Here is a 19,544-nt window from a genome sequence, read left to right on the forward strand (position 1 = left end):
GCAAATTCTTGCCTGGCAATCGATAAAATCGCTATATTAAAAGGGAAATATGAAAATCAAAAACTTATTGATAGTATTGACCGTGACTGGCGCAGGTTTGGTCACCCAAGCTCATGCGCAAGATGTCAATCCCCTGAGCCGCTTCATTGGTGTCTGGGAAGGCGATCAAGGGGTGGATGTGTCACCGGCACAGAAAAAAACCCGTGCGCCTGGCTCGGCTGCCGTCAGTCCGTTCTTCGAGCGCATTGAAATCCTGGCCGGCCCGGCGGCCACCAATGCCAGCGAGCAAGATCTGGAGGCCCTCACCGTTCGCCAGCAGGTTTTCCGCAAGTCAGACCAGCAACAGTTCCATGACCAGCTGGGCTACCTGATTTGGGACAAGAAGAACGCCAAGGTCATCTACTCCTTCTGCGTACCGCGTGGGGTGTGCGTCTCTGCCGAAGGGGAGCTGAACAAGAAGGATGAATTCAGCGCCAGCACCAAGACCGCTTTTGCCGAAACCGAATTCATGCGCAAGAATGCCAAGACCGAAGGCTTCTCGATTGGCATGAACATCAACCCGGACAATACCCTGAGTTATTCACAAATCACGGCGTTGAACATCTACGGCAATAAGTTCAGCCATGCCGACTCGAATGTCTTGCGAAAAGTTGCTGACAAGCCCGCCCAATAAGCCAAGGCGGTGAGACCAGGGTGTTGTGCCTGGGATCACGACCGCTGCATGGGGCCGCATCATTTTGATGCCGGCCCCATTGCTTTTTTGCTGCGCGGCAGAGGCCCTCGCCGCCCGGGGGTCATTGCGCAGCGGCAGCACAGAGGCGCTGCTAGACTCGGCAGCTTTAAAAAATCTGACACAGACATGCCGCACGGTTCGCCCATCGATATCGTTTATTTATGGGTTGACGGGAACGATGCGACCTGGCGCGCCAAACGCCAGGCAGCCCTGCAGCAGCTCGGCAGTGACTCCAGCGCCGCCATGGCGCGCTACAGCAATGTGGAGGGCCGGTTTCGTGACAACCATGAGCTGCGCTACAGCCTGCGTGCGCTCGAGAAGTTCTTCCCGCAGCATGGTCATGTCTACCTCGTCACCGACGGCCAGCGGCCCGACTGGTTGCGCCCCTCGGAGCGCCTGACCCTGGTCGACCACCGTGACCTGATACCCGCGGCGTCGTTGCCGACCTTTGACTCGGGGCATATCGAGTCCTGGATTCACCATATCCCCGGCCTGTCGGAACGCTATTTCTACTTCAACGACGACGTGTTCTTTGGCGCCCCGGTGCGCCCGGACGACTGGTTCAGTCCGGATGGCTTTCATGTCACCTGGTCCGACGAGCCGGAGGTCAGTGACGAAGCCATGCGCATGGACGCCACCTCGCTGGAAAATGCCTGCCGGCTGTCGATCCAGTGGCTGACCGACAGGGCCAGCAGCGGCACGGCTGCGGGGCGCGAGCCAGATCCGCTGTACCGGAACACCTTTCGCACCTTTGCCCATTCGCCGCGGCCGATGCTGAAATCAGTCTTGCTGGAGCTGGAGCACACCGCCCCCGAGCTGTTCGCCAGCGTCAGGTCGACCGTGTTTCGCAGCTGGGACAAGCCGACCATCATTTCGGACTTCGTGCTGCGCTGGGCCTTGGCGCATGGGCTGGCCAGCCTGCGGCCTTATCGCCATCGCTATGTCTCGACCGGCGCAGCGGACCAGCACGAGCAGCTGCAGGCCCTGCTGGCCGAATTCGGCGCACTGGATTTCTTCTGCATCAACGACACCACTGACGATGCGCAGACCAGCGACCCGCGCTTGCAGAACGTGCTGACGGTGCTGCAGTCCATCCTGCCCAATCCGTCAGGCTTTGAGCGCGCAATGACCCTGGAATGCCCCGACAGGCTGCAGGGCAGCGAAGCGCAGGCTATTTGCCAATACAGAACGACGAGAAGATCACACCCAGCAGATCGTCCGAGCTGAAGGCACCCGTGATCTGGTTCAGGGCGTTCTGCGCCAGCCGCAGTTCCTCGGCCAGCAGGTCGAGCGCCTGCGCCTGCTGGGCCAGCAGCAGGTTGGCCACTTCCAGATGCTCGCCGACCTGGCGCAGCGCCTGGACATGGCGCTCACGCGCAATGTAGAGGCCCTCGCCGCCGCCCTGCCAGCCAGCGAGTTCGAGCAGGCGCTTCCTGAGCGCGTCGAGGCCGGCGCCGGTTTTCGCCGACAGGCGCAGCTGCTCATGCGGCGCGTGTCCGGCCACGGGTTCCAGGCCTGCTGCCGCCAGCGGGGCCAGCGCCAGGCCGGCATCGGCCTTGTTCCAGACATCGACACCGGCACCCGCGCCGGCAGCCGGGATTCGAGCGTGGCGGCGATCTCACGCTCGGCCGCGTCGTACTCGGGCTGGCCGATCCGGGTCAGGTCGTGCAGCAGCAGCACGGCGTCGGCGCCCTCGATCTGGCCCCAGGCGCGCGCAATGCCGATGCGCTCGACCTCGTCGATGCCCTCGCCCTCGCGCAGGCCGGCGGTGTCGATCACGTGCAGCGGCACGCCCTCGATCTGGATCGTCTGCTGCACCACGTCGCGCGTGGTGCCGGCGATCGGCGTCACGATCGCCAGCTCGGCGCCGGCCAGCGCGTTGAGCAGCGAGCTCTTGCCCGCATTCGGCTGACCCGCGATCACCACCTTGATGCCCTCGCGCAGCAGCGCGCCCTGGCGCGTGCGCTGCATCACCTGGCCCAGCCGCGCCTGCAGCCGGTCGAGCTGGCCCTGCGCATCGGCCTTCTGCAGGAAATCGATCTCCTCCTCGGGGAAGTCGAGCGTGGCCTCGACCAGCATGCGCAGATGGACCAGGGCCTCGCGCAACTGGCCGACCTCGCGCGAGAACTCGCCCGCAAGCGAACGGCTGGCGCTGCGCGCAGCCGCCTCGGTGCTGGCGTCGATCAGGTCGGCAATCGCCTCGGCCTGCGCCAGGTCGATCTTGTCGTTCAGGAAGGCGCGCTCGGTGAACTCGCCGGGTTGCGCCAGCCGCAGGCCGGCCAGGCGCGGCTGCTGCGTCGCCGGGTCGATCTCGGCCGCGGCGGCCAGGCAGCGCGCCAGCAGCAGTTGCAGCACCACCGGCCCGCCATGCGCCTGCAGCTCGAGCACGTCCTCGCCGGTATAGGAATGCGGCGCCGGGAAATGCAGCGCGAGTCCGTGGTCGATCACGCCGCCGTCAGCATCGCGCAGCGGGCCGTATGTCGCCTCGCGCGGTTTGAGCAGCTTGCCGCAAAGCGCCTGTATCAGACGGTCCAGGCCGCGGCCAGAGACGCGGACGATGCCGACGGCTCCGCGCCCTGGGGCGGTGGCAATGGCGACGATGGGGTCCTGGTGGCGCGACAGCATGTGAGGAGTTTCGGACAAAAAATGGACGAGGAGAAGGCGGCACGGCAGGACAGCGCCCGCCGCCAATGAAAAAGGGCCGCTGTCGCGGCCCCTCGGGGAATCGGCCTGTCAGGCCTTCTTGAACAGCTGGGTCGGCAGCGTGATCTTGAGCGGCACACCCATGCGGCTGTTGATATGCGCCTGCTGCAGGATGGTCAGCGTGTTGTTGGTGATCCAGTACAGCACCAGTCCGGCCGGGAAGCTGAAGAACATGACCGAGAACACCAGCGGCATGATCCACATCATCTTGGCCTGCATCGGGTCCGGCGGCAGCGGGTTGAGCGCAGTCTGGACAATGGTGGTCAGCGTCAGCACCACCGGCAGGATGTAGAACGGGTCCTTGGACGACAGATCGGTGATCCAGCCCAGCCAGGGCGCGTCGCGCATCTCAACGCTGGCCAGCAGCACGGTGTAGAGCGCGATGAAGACCGGGATCTGGATCAGGATCGGCAGGCAGCCGCCCAGCGGGTTGACCTTTTCCTCGCGGTAGATGCGCATCATCTCCTGCTGCATCTGCTGCGGCTTGTCCTTCAGACGCTCGCGCATCTCCTGGATGCGCGGGTTGACCGCCTTCATCTTGGCCATGCTGCGGTAGGCGTTGGCGTTGAGCCAGTAGAAAGCGGCCTTGATCACGACCACCAGCAGCACGATTGCCCAGCCCCAGTTGCCGACGAAGGCATGGATCTTCTCGAGCAGCCAGTAGAGCGGCTTGGCGACGATGGTCGTCCAGCCATAGTCCTTGACCAGCTCCAGGCCCGGGGCCAGCTGCTCAAGCACCTTCTCTTCCTGCGGACCGACGAACAGGCGTGCCTCGACCGCCTTGCTCTGGCCGGGCGCAATCGCGCCGAGCTCGATCTTCTGGCCGGCACGATACAGGGTGCCGCCCGGCACCTTCTCGGCATAGTTCTCGCGCGCGACGCCGGCGTCGAGCAGCCAGGCGCTGGCGAAATGGTGTTGCACCATCGCGACATAGCCGTCATTGGCACTCTTGCTGAAGTCGGCCTTGTTCTTGTCGATGTCCTCGAAGGCGATCTTCTGGAACTTGGCCGCGTCGCTGTAGACCGCCGGACCGGTGAAGGTCGAGGCGAACGGCACGTCGCTGCCAGCCTCGCGGCCGTCACGCACCAGCTGCAGATACAGCTGCGGCGAGACCGGGGCCGCGCCCTGGTTAATCACCTCGTGCTTGACCGCGATGTCATAGGCGCCACGCTTGAGCGTGTAGGTCTTGGCCAGCACCACGCCGCCGACCGGGGCCGACTCGAAGCGCAGGCTCAGGCTGTCCTGGCCCTCGGCCAGATCGCGGGCCTGGCCGACCAGGCGCATCGCCACCTTGTGGTTGGGCAGGGCCGAGCTGCCGAGCAGGCCGGTCTGTGCCACATAGGTGTGCTGGTCGTTCTGCAGCAGCAGGCGCACCGGCGTCGACTGGCCCGTGCTGAGGTGCTTGAGCAGGTCGGCGCCGATCAGGGAGCCGCCTTCGCTGTCGAAGCTCAGCTTGAGCAAGTCGGTGCTGACGACATAGGTCTGACGCGGGACCGCTGGCGCGGTGGCAGCATCAGCCACGGCAGGGGCCGCACCGGGCAGGGCCGCGACCGGCTGGGTGCCGGTTGCCGGCGCGCTGGCGGCCGGCTGGTCCTGCGGCGCCGGGAAGAAGGTCTTGGGTCGGCCGTTGTGAACCTGCCACGCATCCCAGAGCAGGACCAGGGAAAAGGCGAATATCACCCAGAGTATGGATCGGCGGATGTCACTCATGACGGGTCGTTTCCGTAGGGTCGGTAATGAGGCGGGAGAACAGGCGCGGGGCCTGCTCAGGCACAGGGTCGCAGCCGCCGGCGCACCAGGGATGGCAGCGGCCCAACCGCCTGAGCGTGAGCCAGGAGCCTAACACCGCGCCGTGACGTTCAAGCGCCTGCAGGGAGTAAGCGGAACAAGTCGGTTCGAAACGGCAGCCCGAGCCGACCCAGGGGCTCAGCAGCAGCCGATAGGCCCTGACCAGGGCCATCAGGCACTGGCGGGGCAGGTCAGGCAGCGGCATCGTCAGCCTGGGGCGCCGGGGCTGCGGGCACAGCGACAGCCGGTGCGCGCTGACGCCTGGCCAGCCGTTCGCCGAGCAGTTGCTGCAGTTCAGCGCGCGCCTCGCGCTTGAGCGCGTCGGAGGTCGCGCTCGGAAAATCGTCACGCGAAAAACCGCTGCGCAGCCGCACCACCATCGGGAGTTGCGGCAAGCCAGCGGTCAATTCCCGCGCCACGGCATAGATCTGCCGGCGCAGGGTATTTCGGGTCACGGCGCGACGCGCCCAGCGCTTGGGAACGAGCACACCCAGCCAGGCGCCGCCACCCGGAAACAAGTCCGGTACACCGCCCGGCTCATGGCTTTTGGCCATGTGGAGCGCGAAGTGCACCGTCTTGGCCACGGGAGGGCCGGACGACATCACCGCGTCGAACTGGGCGCGCTGAAGGATGCGTTGCGTGGACACAGGGGTCGGCAGGACCGACACGGTGCGCCGGGACGCCGGGGCTTAGACGCCCAGGCGCTTGCGGCCCTTGGCGCGGCGAGCGTTCAGGACGGCACGACCGCCCTTGGTGGCCATGCGGACCAGGAAGCCGTGGGTACGTGCGCGCTTGATTTTGGAGGGCTGATAGGTGCGTTTCATGATGGGTTCCTGTCGGGCGCACCGCTGTCAGCACGCCGGGTTGAAATTTGACGGTATTGGGAAAACCCATGATTATCACAAAAAACGGCCCGAAAGACAAACCTTGTTTCGCGTGAACTGTCTCGAAGCGGCGGCCGGAGCGGTTTTCCAGCTTGTGGATAACTCGCCGATAGCACTACAATCAGCACCCCGGCGACCCGCGCGCCGCAGTTTTCCCGTGTTTTTCCACACCCTCCCCCCCCTTGCCCATGAGCCAACCCAGCCTGTTGCCCGATGCGTCCGACCTGTGGCAAGCGTGCACCGAGCGGCTGGCGCAGGAGATCCCCGAACAGCAGTTCAACACCTGGATCCGCCCGCTGCTGGCGCGCGTATCCGAAAGCGGCGACCGGGTCACGCTGGCCGTGGCCAACCGCTTCAAGATGGACTGGATTCGCGCCCAGTACGCCGGCAAGATCAGCGCTGCGCTGGAAGCCGCGGCTGGCCGCCAGGTGATGCTCGAACTCACGCTGGCCGCGCGCGAGCCGGCCCAGCGCACCAGCATGCCAACGCAGCGCAGCGCGCACATGTATCAGCCGCCGGTGTTCGCCGAACTGCCTGACAGTCCGGTGCCGGAAGCCAAGGTCGATACACACAAGCACCGCCTGAACAACGCGCTGACCTTCGCGACCCTGGTCGAGGGCTCGGCCAACCGGATGGCGCGCGCCGCCGCGATGCATGTGGCGCACAACCCGGGCCAGCTCTACAACCCGCTGTTCATCTACGGCGGCGTCGGCCTGGGCAAGACCCACCTGATGCACGCGATCGGCAACCAGCTGCTGGCCGACAAGCCCGGCGCCAAGGCGCTCTACATCCACGCCGAACAGTTCGTGACCGATGTGGTCAAGTCCTACCAGAAGAAGACCTTCGACGAGTTCAAGGAGCGCTACCACTCGCTCGACCTGCTGCTGATCGATGACGTGCAGTTCTTCGCCAACAAGGAACGCACGCAGGAGGAGTTCTTCAACGCCTTCGAGGCGCTGCTGACCAAGAAGAGCCACATCGTGATGACCAGCGACACCTACCCCAAGGGCCTGGCCGACATCCATGAACGCCTGGTCTCGCGTTTCGACTCCGGCCTGACGGTCGCGATCGAACCGCCCGAGCTCGAGATGCGGGTCGCGATCCTGATCAGCAAGGCCGAGTCCGAAGGCGCTTCCATGCCCGAGGACGTCGCCTTCTTCGTCGCCAAGAACGTGCGCTCGAACGTGCGCGAGCTCGAAGGCGCGCTGCGCAAGATCCTGGCCTACTCGCGCTTCAACCAGAAGGAAGTCTCGATCCAGCTCGCGCGCGACGCGCTGAAGGACCTGCTGTCGATCCAGAATCGCCAGATCAGCGTCGAGAACATCCAGAAGACCGTCGCCGATTTCTACAAGATCAAGATCGCCGACATGTACTCGAAGAAGCGGCCGGCCAACATCGCGCGGCCGCGCCAGATCGCGATGTTCCTGGCCAAGGAACTGACGCAGAAGAGCCTGCCCGAGATCGGCGAGCTGTTCGGCGGTCGCGACCACACCACGGTGCTGCACGCGGTGCGCAAGATCGCCGCCGAGCGCCAGACCGTCAGCGAGCTCAATCAGCAGCTGCATGTACTCGAACAGACCCTCAAGGGCTGAGCCGGATCGCTTAAGCTAGGCCCAGACCCATACGGAAACAGAAGAAAGCCCTGAACATGATCGTCTTCCAGTCGACCCAGGACAAAGTGCTGGCCGCCCTGCAATCGGTGGCGGGCATCGTCGAACGCCGCCACACCCTGCCGGTGCTGGCCAACGTGCTGATCCGCAAGACCGCCGGCGAGGTGCAACTGACCACCTCCGACCTCGAGATCCAGATCCGGACCCAGGTCGACCTCGGCGGCGAGGATGCCGCCTTCGCGACCACCGTCGGCGCACGCAAGCTGATCGACATCCTGCGTACCCTGCCGTCCGACCAGCTCGTGAGCCTGGAATCGGCGCAGAACAAGCTGATCCTCAAGGGCGGCAAGTCCAAGTTCACGCTGCAGACGCTGCCGGCCGATGACTTCCCGCTGGTGCAGGAAGCGCCGAGCTTCGGCCCCGCCTTCAGCGTGCCGCAGAAGACGCTCAAGAGCCTGCTGAACCAGGTCAGCTTCTCGATGGCGGTGCACGACATCCGCTACTACCTCAACGGCATCCTGTTCGTCGCCGAAGGCACCAAGCTGAGCCTGGTCGCGACCGACGGCCACCGGCTGGCCTTCGCCAGCGCCGAGCTCGACGTCGAAGTGCCGAAACAGGAAGTCATCCTGCCGCGCAAGACCGTGCTCGAGCTGCAGCGCCTGCTGTCGGACAAGGACGGCGCGATCGAGCTGCAGTTCGCCGCCAACCAGGCGCGCTTTCGCTTCGAGGGCATGGAGTTCGTCACCAAGCTGGTCGAGGGCAAGTTCCCCGACTACAACCGCGTGATCCCGCGCAACCACCCCAACATCGTGATCCTGGGCCGCACCGCGCTGCTGGCCGCGCTGCAGCGCGCCGCCATCATGACGAGCGAGAAGTTCAAGGGCGTGCGCCTGAACCTCGAGCGCGGCAGCCTGCGCGTGGCCGCCAACAACGCCGACCAGGAAGAGGCAGTCGACGAACTCGACATCCAGTACGACGGCAGCGCGATCGAGATCGGCTTCAACGTCAGCTACCTGATCGACGCCCTGTCCAACATGAGCCAGGACATGGTCCGGCTCGAACTCAACGACGGCAACAGCTCGGCGCTGCTGACCATCCCCGACAACGAACACTTCAAGTATGTCGTGATGCCCATGCGCATCTGAGGCGGACTACCCGGCAGACCTGCCACTAGCCGCCCCCGAACCCGCGCCCCTTCGTGCGGGTTTTGCCATTGAAGCGAGAGAGATTTTTGACCATGACCGACGCCAACCAGCCCAACCCAGTGGATGCCCAAGGTGAGGCCTTCACCACCGTCCAGCCCCAGATCGACGCCCATCAGGCCGGCGCATCGGAAGGCTACGGCGAAGGCGCGATCCAGATCCTGGAGGGCCTGGAGGCGGTGCGCAAGCGTCCCGGCATGTACATCGGCGACACCAGCGACGGCACCGGCCTGCACCACCTCGTCTTCGAAGTGGTCGACAACTCGATCGACGAGGCGCTGGCCGGCCATTGCGACGACATCGTCGTCACCATCCACAGCGACAACTCGATCTCGGTCACCGACAACGGCCGCGGCATCCCGACCGGCGTCAAGATGGACGACAAGCACGAGCCCAAGCGCTCGGCATCCGAGATCGCGCTGACCGAGCTGCACGCCGGCGGCAAGTTCAACCAGAACAGCTACAAGGTCTCGGGCGGCCTGCACGGCGTCGGCGTGTCCTGCGTCAACGCGCTGTCCAAGTGGCTGCGCCTGACCGTGCGCCGCGAAGGCAAGGTGCACCAGATCGACTTCGCGCGCGGCTTCGTGCAGAACCGGCTGATCGAACAGGTCGGCGGGATCGAGGTCTCGCCGATGCGCGTGACCGGCACGACCGACAAGCGCGGCACCGAAGTCCATTTCCTGCCCGATACCGACATCTTCACGCAGAACCACGATTTCCACTACGAGATCCTGGCCAAGCGCCTGCGTGAACTGAGCTTCTTGAACAACGGCGTGCGCATCCGGCTGCGGGACGAGCGCACGGCCAAGGAAGACGACTTCTCGGGCGCCGGCGGCGTCAAGGGCTTCGTCGAGTTCATCAACCAGGGCAAGAAGGTGCTGCATCCGACCACCTTCCACGCCATGGGCGAGCGCCCGGCTGACAGCTACGGTGGCATCCCGGGCACCAGCATCGGCGTCGAGGTCGCGATGCAGTGGAACGAGAGCTACAACGAGAACGTGCTCTGCTTCACCAACAACATCCCGCAGCGCGACGGCGGCACCCACCTGACCGGACTGCGCGCCGCCATGACGCGCGTGATCGGCAAGTACATCGAGCAGAACGAACTGGCCAAGAAGGCCAAGGTCGAGGTCTCGGGCGACGACATGCGTGAAGGCCTGTGCTGCGTGCTGTCGGTCAAGGTGCCGGAACCCAAGTTCAGCAGCCAGACCAAGGACAAGCTGGTCAGCTCGGAAGTGCGCGCACCGCTGGAAGACATCGTCGCCAAGGCGCTGACCGAATACCTGGAGGAACGGCCGCAGGACGCCAAGATCCTGTGCGGCAAGATCGTCGAGGCCGCACGCGCCCGCGAAGCCGCGCGCAAGGCCCGCGAGATGACGCGCCGCAAGGGCGTGCTCGACGGCATGGGCCTGCCCGGCAAGCTGGCCGACTGCCAGGAAAAAGACCCGTCGATGTGCGAGATCTATATCGTCGAGGGCGACTCGGCCGGCGGCTCGGCCAAGCAGGGTCGCGACCGCAAGTTCCAGGCCATCCTGCCGTTGCGCGGCAAGATCCTCAACGTCGAGAAGGCGCGCTACGAGAAGCTGCTGGCCAGCAACGAGATCCTGACCCTGATCACGGCCTTGGGTACCGGCATCGGCAAGGCCAGCGTCGACGAATACGCGCCCAAGGGCAAGAGCGGTGCCGATGACTTCAATATCGACAAGCTGCGCTACCACCGCATCATCATCATGACCGACGCCGACGTCGACGGCGCCCATATCCGCACCCTGCTGCTGACCTTCTTCTACCGCCAGATGCCCGAGCTGGTCGAGCGCGGCCATATCTACATCGCGCAGCCGCCGCTCTACAAGGTCAAGAGCGGCAAGGAAGAGCTGTACCTGAAGGACGCCGCCGCGCTCGACGGCTTCCTGCTGCGCATCGCGCTGAAGGACGCCAGCATCCAGACCGGCGGCGAACAGAGCCAGCTGCTGACTGGCGAGACACTGGGCGAACTGGCGCGCAAGCACCAGATCGCCGAGCATGTGATCGCGCGCCTGTCCAACTTCCTTGATGCCGAGGCGCTGCGCGCGATTGCCGACGGCGTGGAACTCGACCTCGACACGCTCGATGCCGCGACCGCCTGCGCCCCGGCGCTGCAGGCCAAGCTGCGCGAGCTCAACACCACCGGCGTGCCGGCCGAAGTGAACGCCGAGCTCGACCCGCGCACCGACAAGCCGCTGCTGCGCATCAGCCGGCGCCATCACGGCAACATCAAGAGCAGCGTGCTGACGCAGGAATTCGTGCATGGCGCCGACTACGCCACCCTGGCCGAGGCTGCGCACAGCTTCCGCGGCCTGCTGGGCGAAGGTGCCAAGGCGCTGCGCGGCGAGGGCGAGCGCCAGAAGGAAGAAAAGGTCGGCGACTTCCGCCAGGCCATGGCCTGGCTGATCTCGGAAGCCGAACGCACCACCGCGCGCCAGCGCTACAAGGGCCTGGGCGAGATGAACCCGGCCCAGCTGTGGGAAACCACGATGGACCCGACCGTGCGCCGCCTGCTGCGGGTGCAGATCGAGGACGCGATCGAGGCCGACAAGGTGTTCACGATGCTGATGGGCGACGAGGTCGAGCCGCGCCGCGACTTCATCGAGACCAATGCACTGAGGGCGGGGAATATCGACGTCTGAGCCGTCATGGCCGTCTCTTCGTACCACAAGCCCTGGCTCAGCACCGAGGAACAACTCGACCAGCTGATCCAGCGCGGCATGGTGGTGACGGATCGGGCCAGGGCGCTGGACTATCTGGAGCGCATCGGCTACTACCGGCTCAGCGGGTATTGGTTCGCCTTTCGGCAGCGCTCCGAACTGTGCTGTCCGTGGCACGCGCACGCGATGGTAAAAACCAAACCCACGCGCCTGCCACTCGACGACTTCAAGCTGGGAGCGAGTTTCCAGAATGCTGTCGACCTGTACGTCTTCGACAAAAAGCTGCGCCTGCTGGCGATGGATGCACTGGAGCGCATCGAAATCAGTCTGCGTGTCGACATAGCGCACCGACTGGGCGAGCGTGATCGTTTTGCCTACCTGCGCCCGGAACTGTTTCACCCCTCGTTTTCGGTCGCATTGGACCACCAGAGCGGCCTGACCACACATCACAACTGGCTTGCCAAGCAAGCCACGCTGATCAGCCGATCCAAGGAAGACTTCATCCGGCACAACCGGGAAAAATACGGTCTACCCTTGGCTATCTGGGTCGCCTGCGAGGTCTGGGACTTTGGCTGCATGTCCAAACTCTTCGACGGCATGCGCGAACCCGACCAGGATCAGATTGCACAGCGCTACGGTATCAGCAATGGTCGAGTGTTCGCCTCTTGGCTGCGCAGCCTGAACTACCTGCGCAACGTCTGCGCCCACCACAGCCGGCTATGGAACCGCAACATCACCGAACAGCCACGCTTGCCTTCGGCAGATGAAATCCCTGCCTTGGCTGCGTTCCACGGCAACCCGCACCGGCTGGCCAGGCCATTCCTGCTGCTGTGCATCGTGCAGCTTCTGATGAAGCGGATCAACCCGGGCTCAACCTGGGGTTCGCGTCTGCGCGACCTGCTGCAGGCGTTCCCGCCACTCGGTCATCTGGACCTGAACCTGATCGGCATGGGAGTGGACGACCACTGGCAGGTCAGAGACTGGTAGCCATCCAGTGGCAAAACAACAAGAAAAAACCCCCTAGCAGCTAGCCGCCGAAGCGACTTAACCGAAGGGGGCCGTGTTAGACATATTGTAGCGTAACGCTCGAAAATTCGTGAATCCGCCATCGCAACGACCGTGAGCCGCCTGCTGCAGGTACAGATCGAGGATGCGATCGAGGCCGACAAGGTGTTCACGCTGCAGACGGGCAATATCCACATCTGATCGTCAAAAAACAAATAATCCTGCGAAACTGATGCCCATGAGCCCCAAAGCTCATGGGCATTTTTCTTGATTGACTTCTGGCACAACCCGCCTCGAAACTACCCCCGGTAGATTTCAGAAAGATCATGTGGATTCCAGCATAAGAGTTGCAGCCATCCATCCAGGCGGCACCGCTTGCGCGCCATCAGCTTGTAGTTGATTCAACAAGGAGAGCATCATGCGTTTTTTCACCATCACCGGGCTGATCACGGCCCTGCTGGTTTCCGGCTGTGCCGTGACTCAGCCCCCCAAGGCCGAAGAGGACCCTTCCGCCCTCCACCCGGAAGACAGTGCCCCCGCCACGGCTGTAATCCAGGTAGCGCCCATGCGGACTCCTGCCCCTGATGCGTTCAATCGCCAGCTGCAGGCCATGGAGGCGATGCACCAGAAGCTGCAGGCCGCCAGGACTCCGGCCAAGCGTGCGGCGCTTCTGGACGAGCAGCTGAAGCTGATGCAGTCGGGCATGGCCATGATGGCTCAGATGCGCAGTGCAGCTCCAGCAGGTGCCGAGGGAATACCGGCGATGGGCGACATGATGGGCATGCACATGCAGATGGAACGACGCATGGCCATGACGGAACAGATGATGCAGATGATGGTGGACCGCCTGCCCGCACCAGCAAGGGCCAAGCGCCCGAAAACCTCGAAATGACACGCTGACCTCCAAGCCTGGGCCGTATCGCGTGGCGCTGCTTGGCATCCCGCGCCAGCGGCTGTAAGACCCCGGCAATCCCCGGCGCATAGCATGTGGTTCACCTTGCGCATTTAGACGCAGGGCATTTCTTCAAAAAGAGGCAGACATGAATCAGCGTGACGTGGTGGTACTGAGTGCGGTGCGGTCGGCGGTTGGCACTTTTGGCGGCGCCCTGTCGGAGATCGAACCGGCGGAACTGGCCGGCAGCGTGATGAAGGCGGCGGTCGAGCGCTCCGGCGTCGACCCGCTGGCGATCAACTACGTGACGGTGGGCAACACGATTCCGACCGAGAGCCGCTTTGCCTACGTGGCGCGCGTGGCCTCGATCCAGGCCGGCCTGCCGATGGACTCGGTCGCGATGTCGGTCAACCGGCTCTGCTCGTCCGGGCTGCAGGGCATCGTGACGACGGCACAGAACATCCTGCTCGGTGACTGCGACTACGGCATCGGCGGCGGCGTCGAGGTCATGAGCCGCGGCGGCTACCTGTCGGCGGCAATGCGCAACGGCGCCCGCATGGGCAACACCCAGCTGATCGACACCATGGTCGCCACCCTGACCGATCCGTTCGGCGTCGGCCACATGGGCATCACGGCCGAGAACCTGGTCAGCAAATGGGGTATCACGCGCGAGGAGCAGGACGCGCTGGCAGTCGAGTCGCACCGACGCGCCGCCGCCGCGATCGCCGAAGGCCGCTTCCAGTCGCAGATCGTGCCGATCGTCCGGCAGACGCGCAAGGGCGACGTCGTGTTCGACACCGACGAGCATGTGAAGCCCGCCACCACGCTCGAGTCGCTGGGCAAGATGAAGCCGGCGTTCAAGAAGGACGGTTCGGTCACCGCCGGCAATGCCTCGGGCATCAACGACGGCGCTGCCTTCTTCGTGCTGGCCGACGCCGCGGTCGCCGCCGCGCATGGTCACCAGCCGATGGCCCGCCTGGCCTCCTACGCAGTGGCCGGCGTGCCGAACGATGTCATGGGCGAGGGTCCGATCCCGGCCACCCGGCTCGCGCTCAAGAAGGCCGGCCTGACACTGGACCAGATCGACGTGATCGAGAGCAACGAGGCCTTCGCGGCGCAGGCGATCGCGGTCTCGCGCGGCCTGGGCCTCGACCCGAGCAAGACCAACGTCAACGGCGGCGCGATCGCGCTCGGTCATCCGATCGGTGCCTCCGGTGCGGTGATCGCGACCAAGGCGCTGTACGAGCTGCAGCGCACCGGCGGCCGCTACGCGCTGGTGACGATGTGCATCGGTGGCGGCCAGGGTATCGCCGCCGTGTTCGAACGGCTCTAAGCTCTACCCCCAGGCGCCGCCTGCCAGCGGCAACAGCAACAGCAACAGCGGCGCCAGCATCACGCTCACGAGGGGGACCGCATGCCAGCCACCGACATCAGTCCGGACCGAACAGCCGCCGAGGCCGCGCGCCGGGGCGGCCCGCAGCTGCTGGCGCAGTGCCTGCGCGCCAGCCGCCAGGACACGCTGTCGACCTTCGCGGCGCTCGAAGCCGTGCTGCCCGAGCTGCAGGTGCCGCTGCACCCCGAGCTCAATCCGCCGCTCTGGGAACTGGGCCATATCGGCTGGTTCCAGCAGCACTGGATCAGCCGCAACCCGCAGCGGCACCGGGGCTGGGACGCCGATCCGGGCGCCGCACAGGCCGACGCCGACGACCGGCTCTATGACTCGAGCGCGGTGCCGCACGACAGCCGCTGGCAGCTGAAGCTGCCCGACGCCGACACCCTGCGCACCCAGCTCGCCGGACAGCTGGAACAGACCCTGGCCTGCCTGCAGGCACTGGACGACTCCGACCCGCGGGCGCTGTATTTTTACCGCCTGGCGCTGCAACACGAGGACATGCACCACGAAGCCGCGCTCTACATGGCCCAGCAGCTGGGCCTGCCACTCGAGAACGCACGCTGGCAGGCGCCAGTGCTGCCCACGCCGGGTCCGGCACTGGAAATCCCGGCCGGTACGCTGCTGCTGGGCGCAGGCATGGAGGACGGCTTTCGCTTCGACAACGAGCTGGGCCATGCCGTGCAGCAGATGGAGCCATTCCAGATCGATGCCCAGGTGCTGCGCTGGGCCGAGTACCTGCGCTTCGTCGAAACCGGTGCCGGCCCGATGCCGCGCTACCTGCGGTGCGAGGGCCGGCAGTGGGAACAATGGCGGCACGGCCGCTGGCAGGCACTCGACCTGCACCAGCCCGCCTGCCACCTGAGCTGGCACGAGGCCCAATCATGGTGCCGCTGGGCCGGCCGCCGCCTGCCGACCGAAGCCGAATGGGTCTGGGCGCTGCGCTCGAGTCCGGAGCGCTTGCGCTGGGGCGATGTCTGGGAATGGACCGCCAGCGCCTTCGCGCCCTGGCCCGGCTTCCAGCCCCACCCCTACCGCGATTACTCGCAGCCCTGGTTCGATGGCCGGCCGGTGCTGCGCGGCGCCTCCTTCATGACCCAGCCCAGGGTCCGCCATCCGGACTACCGCAACTTCTTTCCGGCCACGCGCAACGACATCGCGGCCGGCTTTCGCAGCTGCGCGCCCTGAGCCAGCGCTGGCACCGACCCCGACAGCGGGAATCAGCCGGACGCGAGGCAGACCGCGAACCAGCCCTTGGGGTCGCACCAGGTCTGCACCGAGCCGAAACCGGCGCGCTGCAGCAGCGACTCGAAGCCGGCCGGAGTCCATTTGTAGGAGTTCTCGGTGTGCAGCCGCTCGCCAGCCGAAAAGCGGCGCTGGCCGCCCGGCCAGCTCACCACCAGCGCGTGCCGCGCCTCGAGGTGCATCTCGATCCGCGATTCGACGGCGTTGAAGCAGGCGACATGGCGCCAGTCGGCCGGCCGGAAATCGCTGCCGAGCACCCGGTTCAGGTGCAGCAGCAAGTTGAGGTTGAAGGCGGCGGTCACGCCCAGCTCGTCGTCATAGGCCGCCTCGAGCAACGCGCTGGACTTGATCAGGTCGACGCCGATCAGCAGCGCCCCGCCAGCGGCCAGCTGGTGCATGTCGCGCAGCAGGCGCAGCGCCTCGTCGGGCGCGAAGTTGCCGATGCTTGAGCCGGGGTAGAACAGCAGGCGCGGGCCACTATCGAGCACCGGCAGGTCAGCCGGCAAGTCGAGGCTGGCCGAGAAATCCAGCCCGACGCCGGCCAGGTCCATCTCCGGGTGCCGCAGCTGCAGGTTCAGCAGTGACTGGCGCAGGAACTCGACCGAGATATCGACCGCGACATAGGCCCGGGCCTGCAACAGCGCGAACAGGCGCGAAGCCTTGCTGCAGTTGCCCGCCCCCAGCTCGACCAGCACCGGCGGGCGGCCCAGGCAGGCACGCACGGCCTCGGCCATCGCAGCGCCCTGGGTGTCGAACACCAGGGCCTCGGTCCGGGTCGGGTAGTAGGCCTCGAGCTCGGTGATGGCATCGAACAGGCGCGAGCCCAGCGCATCGTAGAAAAACTTGGGCGAGGCCTGAGCCGGCTGGCGCAACAGGCCCTGCGCGGCCTCCTCGACCAGGCGCTGGTCGCTGGGGTGGTGCAACTGGATGAAATGGGGCGTCTTCATGCGTCTTCGAATCTGGGATGGGCCCCGGAACTGGCGCGACCTGACCAGCTGGCAGCGCCGCTGGGTTGTGCCTGTTACTGGGCGAACAGCTTGTTGGCGGTCTCAGCGATCAGCCGGCCCTGGTAGCGGGCGCCATCGAGCTCGATCGCGCTCGGCACGCGTTGGCCCTGGCCGCCGGCGATGGTCGAGGCGCCGTAGGGGCTGCCGCCGACGATCTCGTCCAGCGTGGTCTGGCCCTGGAAGCTGTAGGGTAGGCCAACGATGACCATGCCGAAGTGCATCAGGTTGGTGATGATCGAGAACAGCGTGACCTCCTGGCCGCCATGCTGGGTGGCGGTCGAGGTGAAGGCGCCGCCAACCTTGCCGTTCAGCGCGCCACGGGCCCACAGGCCACCAGTCTGGTCGAGGAAGGCCGCCAGCTGCGACGGCATGCGGCCGTAGCGGGTCGGGGCGCCGACGATGATGGCGTCATAGCCTTCGAGTTCAGCCACGGTTGCGACCGGTGCCGCCTGATCGAGCTTGAAATGGGCCGACTTGGCGATCTCGGCCGGCACGGTTTCCGGCACCCGCTTGACATCCACCTGGGCGCCGGCGGTGCGAGCACCCTCGGCAACGGCCTGGGCCATGGTCTCGATATGACCGTAGGTCGAGTAATAGAGCACGAGGACTTTGGACATGGGTTCTCCTGAATTGACAGCAGAAAGGCAAGCAGCCGCGCGAGCAAAACCGGGTCGGCCGCAGGCAGGATTACGAACAGCCGCTTGCATGATGGGACAAGCGGCCGCTTCTGTCTATCGCCCCAGAAGGGAGCTTTCCTCGGTGGCTCAGCGCCACCGGCACCACTCAGTCGAAGCGGAAAGTCCTGACCACATCGGTCAGCCGGGAGGCCTGCTGCTGCAAGCTGGCGGACGCCGCCGCGCTTTGCTCCACGAGCGCCGCGTTCTGCTGCGTGCTCTGGTCCAGTTGCATGACCGCTGTACTGACCTGCCCGATGCCTGTGGTCTGCTCGTGGGTGGAAGCACTGATCTCGCTGATCAGGTCCGAGACATGGCGCACCTGGCGGACGATGTCTTCCATGGTGGTGCCGGCATCGCTGACCAGCCGGGTGCCGGCTTCGATCTTGCCCACACTGGTGCCGATCAGGCCCTTGATTTCCTTGGCCGCCTCGGCACTGCGCTGCGCCAGGTTGCGTACTTCACCGGCCACCACGGCAAAGCCCCGGCCCTGCTCGCTGGCCCGGGCCGCTTCCACCGAGGCATTGAGCGCCAGTATGTTGGTCTGGAAGGCAATGCCGTCGATGACGCCGATGATGTCGCTGATCTTGCGCGAACTCTGTGCAATGTCATCCATGGTGGTGACCACCTGGCCGACCACCTCGCCGCCCTTCTGGGCCGCAGCGCTGGCCAAGGTGGACAGCTGGGTGGCCTGCCTGGCGGTATCGGCGTTGCCCTGCACCATGGTGTTCATCTGTACCATCGAGGACGCTGTCTGCTGCAGGTGCGAGGCTTGCAGCTCGGTGCGACGCGATAGATCGGCATTGCCGCTGGCGATCTCGGCCGACCCGCTGGCGATGGAGTCCGATGCCTGGCGCACCTGACCCACCACATGGGCCAGGCTGGCCTGCATAGCGCCCAGAGAGGCCAGCACACTGCCAGCTGGTGCGCGATCGGCACCCGATACCGCGCTGAGGTCACCGGAGGCCACGCGTTGCGCCACCTCGCCCAGCTCGTCCGGCTCGGCACCCAGTTGACGCACGATGCTGCGCGGGATGGCCCAGGCCAGCGCCGCACCAATGAGCAGCGCCACCACCAGTGCGGCCAGCATCACCATCAGGAAACTGCTTGCCTCGCCCATGGCAACCTTGCTCTGGGTCTGGATGCGTGACTCCTCGAAATCGATGAGCTTGTTGATTGCCGCCAGCCAGGCCACGTACTGGGGCTTGGCCTCGCTCGACAACTGCGCCTGCGCGCCCTGCACGTCACCCGCGTCGAGCTTGACCTGGATGGCCTGGGTGGAGACGACCGCCTGCTTCTCGATGCCCTGGATCGTGCTGTAGAGCACTCGCAGTTGCGCGGCATCTGCCGAGGACTGCAGCAGCCCTTCCATTGGACCGACCGACTCGGCATAGAAATGCGCCAGCTGCTCGATGTCATGGCTCAACTGCTGCCGTTCGGTCGCTGAGCTGCTGAGCACCGCGTCACGCACCGCAATTGCCCGGTCATGGACCGATCCGCGGAAATTGATCGCATAGCGCTGGATTGCCGCATGCTCATCGTTGTTGACCTTGAGTGCCGTGTTGATCGCACTAACCTTGGCAATTGCTACCAGCGTGACCAACACCAGGATCGCCAGCACCGCACCAAAGCCGAGGTAAAGGCGCTTGCCCACTGTCATCGAATTGAAGTTCATGGTTCACCGTTTTGGTTGAGGGTTATCGATAGGCTGCGCCTGGTCATCCAAT

General features: G+C 65.3%; 16 protein-coding genes and 1 pseudogene. 9 read left to right on the plus strand and 8 right to left on the minus strand.

Going from position 1 to position 19,544, the window contains the following annotated elements:
- Window positions 1-49 precede the first annotated feature (49 nt).
- Both C6P61_RS03905 and C6P61_RS03910 read left to right on the plus strand, forming a co-directional pair.
- Window positions 50-673: a heme-binding beta-barrel domain-containing protein gene (locus C6P61_RS03905; RefSeq protein WP_105728618.1), complete on the plus strand. Its 624-nt coding sequence runs from the start codon at window positions 50-52 to the stop codon at window positions 671-673.
- 48 nt (window positions 674-721) lie between these two features.
- Window positions 722-1,960: a Stealth CR1 domain-containing protein gene (locus C6P61_RS03910; protein WP_244908763.1), complete on the plus strand. Its 1,239-nt coding sequence runs from the start codon at window positions 722-724 to the stop codon at window positions 1,958-1,960.
- On the opposite strand, the pseudogene mnmE reads toward C6P61_RS03910, so the two are convergent.
- The 5 genes and pseudogenes from mnmE to rpmH form a co-directional block, all read right to left on the minus strand.
- Window positions 1,905-3,358 (minus strand): annotated as a pseudogene (gene mnmE / locus C6P61_RS03915) (tRNA uridine-5-carboxymethylaminomethyl(34) synthesis GTPase MnmE). The gene C6P61_RS03910 and the pseudogene mnmE overlap by 56 nt on opposite strands.
- 108 nt (window positions 3,359-3,466) lie before the next feature.
- Window positions 3,467-5,146, minus strand: coding sequence for a membrane protein insertase YidC (gene yidC / locus C6P61_RS03920; protein ID WP_105728620.1), 1,680 nt, complete (start codon window positions 5,144-5,146; stop codon window positions 3,467-3,469).
- On the minus strand, window positions 5,139-5,414 hold the full coding sequence (yidD, locus tag C6P61_RS03925) for a membrane protein insertion efficiency factor YidD (protein ID WP_105728695.1): 276 nt from the start codon (window positions 5,412-5,414) through the stop codon (window positions 5,139-5,141). Before yidD ends, yidC begins: the two co-directional genes overlap by 8 nt.
- A 1-nt stretch (window position 5,415) precedes the next feature.
- Window positions 5,416-5,871 (minus strand): ribonuclease P protein component, encoded by a 456-nt coding sequence (locus C6P61_RS03930; RefSeq protein ID WP_244908765.1) that lies wholly within the window; start codon window positions 5,869-5,871, stop codon window positions 5,416-5,418.
- A gap of 42 nt (window positions 5,872-5,913) precedes the next feature.
- Window positions 5,914-6,048 (minus strand): 50S ribosomal protein L34, encoded by a 135-nt coding sequence (rpmH, locus tag C6P61_RS03935; protein WP_105728622.1) that lies wholly within the window; start codon window positions 6,046-6,048, stop codon window positions 5,914-5,916.
- Window positions 6,049-6,296: 248 nt separating this feature from the next.
- Between rpmH and dnaA the strand changes: the two genes are divergently transcribed.
- The 7 genes from dnaA (at window position 6,297) to senA (ending at window position 16,079) form a co-directional block, all read left to right on the plus strand.
- Complete coding sequence (gene dnaA, locus C6P61_RS03940) at window positions 6,297-7,700, plus strand: chromosomal replication initiator protein DnaA (RefSeq protein WP_105728623.1); 1,404 nt, start codon at window positions 6,297-6,299, stop codon at window positions 7,698-7,700.
- A 56-nt stretch (window positions 7,701-7,756) separates the two neighbouring features.
- Window positions 7,757-8,863: a DNA polymerase III subunit beta gene (gene dnaN / locus C6P61_RS03945; protein ID WP_105728624.1), complete on the plus strand. Its 1,107-nt coding sequence runs from the start codon at window positions 7,757-7,759 to the stop codon at window positions 8,861-8,863.
- A gap of 92 nt (window positions 8,864-8,955) precedes the next feature.
- The gene (gene gyrB, locus C6P61_RS03950) at window positions 8,956-11,586 is read left to right on the plus strand and encodes a DNA topoisomerase (ATP-hydrolyzing) subunit B (protein WP_105728625.1); all 2,631 of its coding nucleotides are present in this window, start codon (window positions 8,956-8,958) and stop codon (window positions 11,584-11,586) included.
- A gap of 6 nt (window positions 11,587-11,592) precedes the next feature.
- Entirely contained in the window at window positions 11,593-12,591 is a 999-nt protein-coding gene (locus C6P61_RS03955; protein ID WP_105728626.1) for an Abi family protein, read from the plus strand.
- A gap of 436 nt (window positions 12,592-13,027) precedes the next feature.
- On the plus strand, window positions 13,028-13,501 hold the full coding sequence (locus C6P61_RS03960; RefSeq protein ID WP_105728627.1) for a hypothetical protein: 474 nt from the start codon (window positions 13,028-13,030) through the stop codon (window positions 13,499-13,501).
- A 148-nt stretch (window positions 13,502-13,649) separates the two neighbouring features.
- Window positions 13,650-14,834: an acetyl-CoA C-acyltransferase family protein gene (locus C6P61_RS03965; protein ID WP_105728628.1), complete on the plus strand. Its 1,185-nt coding sequence runs from the start codon at window positions 13,650-13,652 to the stop codon at window positions 14,832-14,834.
- 81 nt (window positions 14,835-14,915) lie between these two features.
- Window positions 14,916-16,079, plus strand: a complete 1,164-nt coding sequence (gene senA, locus C6P61_RS03970) for a selenoneine synthase SenA (protein ID WP_105728629.1) — start codon at window positions 14,916-14,918, stop codon at window positions 16,077-16,079.
- Window positions 16,080-16,111: 32 nt separating this feature from the next.
- Here senA and egtD read toward each other — a convergent pair whose 3' ends face one another.
- The 3 genes from egtD to C6P61_RS03985 form a co-directional block, all read right to left on the minus strand.
- On the minus strand, window positions 16,112-17,083 hold the full coding sequence (egtD, locus tag C6P61_RS03975; RefSeq protein ID WP_105728630.1) for an L-histidine N(alpha)-methyltransferase: 972 nt from the start codon (window positions 17,081-17,083) through the stop codon (window positions 16,112-16,114).
- Between the two features lie 74 nt (window positions 17,084-17,157).
- A complete protein-coding gene (gene wrbA, locus C6P61_RS03980) occupies window positions 17,158-17,760 on the minus strand; it encodes an NAD(P)H:quinone oxidoreductase (RefSeq protein ID WP_105728631.1) in 603 nt (200 codons plus the stop codon).
- Between the two features lie 166 nt (window positions 17,761-17,926).
- Entirely contained in the window at window positions 17,927-19,492 is a 1,566-nt protein-coding gene (locus C6P61_RS03985) for a methyl-accepting chemotaxis protein (protein WP_105728632.1), read from the minus strand.
- Window positions 19,493-19,544 lie beyond the last annotated feature (52 nt).

The sequence above is a fragment of the Malikia spinosa genome (assembly GCF_002980625.1).
GTDB classification, from domain to species: Bacteria; Pseudomonadota; Gammaproteobacteria; order Burkholderiales; family Burkholderiaceae_C; genus Malikia; species Malikia spinosa.

Bases quoted from the DNA above. Each gene is read 5' to 3' on its own strand.
- C6P61_RS03905 (WP_105728618.1), top strand. From the start codon at position 50: ATGAAAATCAAAAACTTATTGATAGTATTGACCGTGACTGGCGCAGGT.
- C6P61_RS03910 (WP_244908763.1), top strand. From the start codon at position 722: ATGGGGCCGCATCATTTTGATGCCGGCCCCATTGCTTTTTTGCTGCGC.
- yidC (WP_105728620.1), bottom strand. From the start codon at position 5,146: ATGAGTGACATCCGCCGATCCATACTCTGGGTGATATTCGCCTTTTCC.
- rpmH (WP_105728622.1), bottom strand. From the start codon at position 6,048: ATGAAACGCACCTATCAGCCCTCCAAAATCAAGCGCGCACGTACCCAC.
- dnaA (WP_105728623.1), top strand. From the start codon at position 6,297: ATGAGCCAACCCAGCCTGTTGCCCGATGCGTCCGACCTGTGGCAAGCG.
- dnaN (WP_105728624.1), top strand. From the start codon at position 7,757: ATGATCGTCTTCCAGTCGACCCAGGACAAAGTGCTGGCCGCCCTGCAA.
- gyrB (WP_105728625.1), top strand. From the start codon at position 8,956: ATGACCGACGCCAACCAGCCCAACCCAGTGGATGCCCAAGGTGAGGCC.
- C6P61_RS03955 (WP_105728626.1), top strand. From the start codon at position 11,593: ATGGCCGTCTCTTCGTACCACAAGCCCTGGCTCAGCACCGAGGAACAA.
- C6P61_RS03960 (WP_105728627.1), top strand. From the start codon at position 13,028: ATGCGTTTTTTCACCATCACCGGGCTGATCACGGCCCTGCTGGTTTCC.
- C6P61_RS03965 (WP_105728628.1), top strand. From the start codon at position 13,650: ATGAATCAGCGTGACGTGGTGGTACTGAGTGCGGTGCGGTCGGCGGTT.
- senA (WP_105728629.1), top strand. From the start codon at position 14,916: ATGCCAGCCACCGACATCAGTCCGGACCGAACAGCCGCCGAGGCCGCG.
- egtD (WP_105728630.1), bottom strand. From the start codon at position 17,083: ATGAAGACGCCCCATTTCATCCAGTTGCACCACCCCAGCGACCAGCGC.
- wrbA (WP_105728631.1), bottom strand. From the start codon at position 17,760: ATGTCCAAAGTCCTCGTGCTCTATTACTCGACCTACGGTCATATCGAG.
- C6P61_RS03985 (WP_105728632.1), bottom strand. From the start codon at position 19,492: ATGAACTTCAATTCGATGACAGTGGGCAAGCGCCTTTACCTCGGCTTT.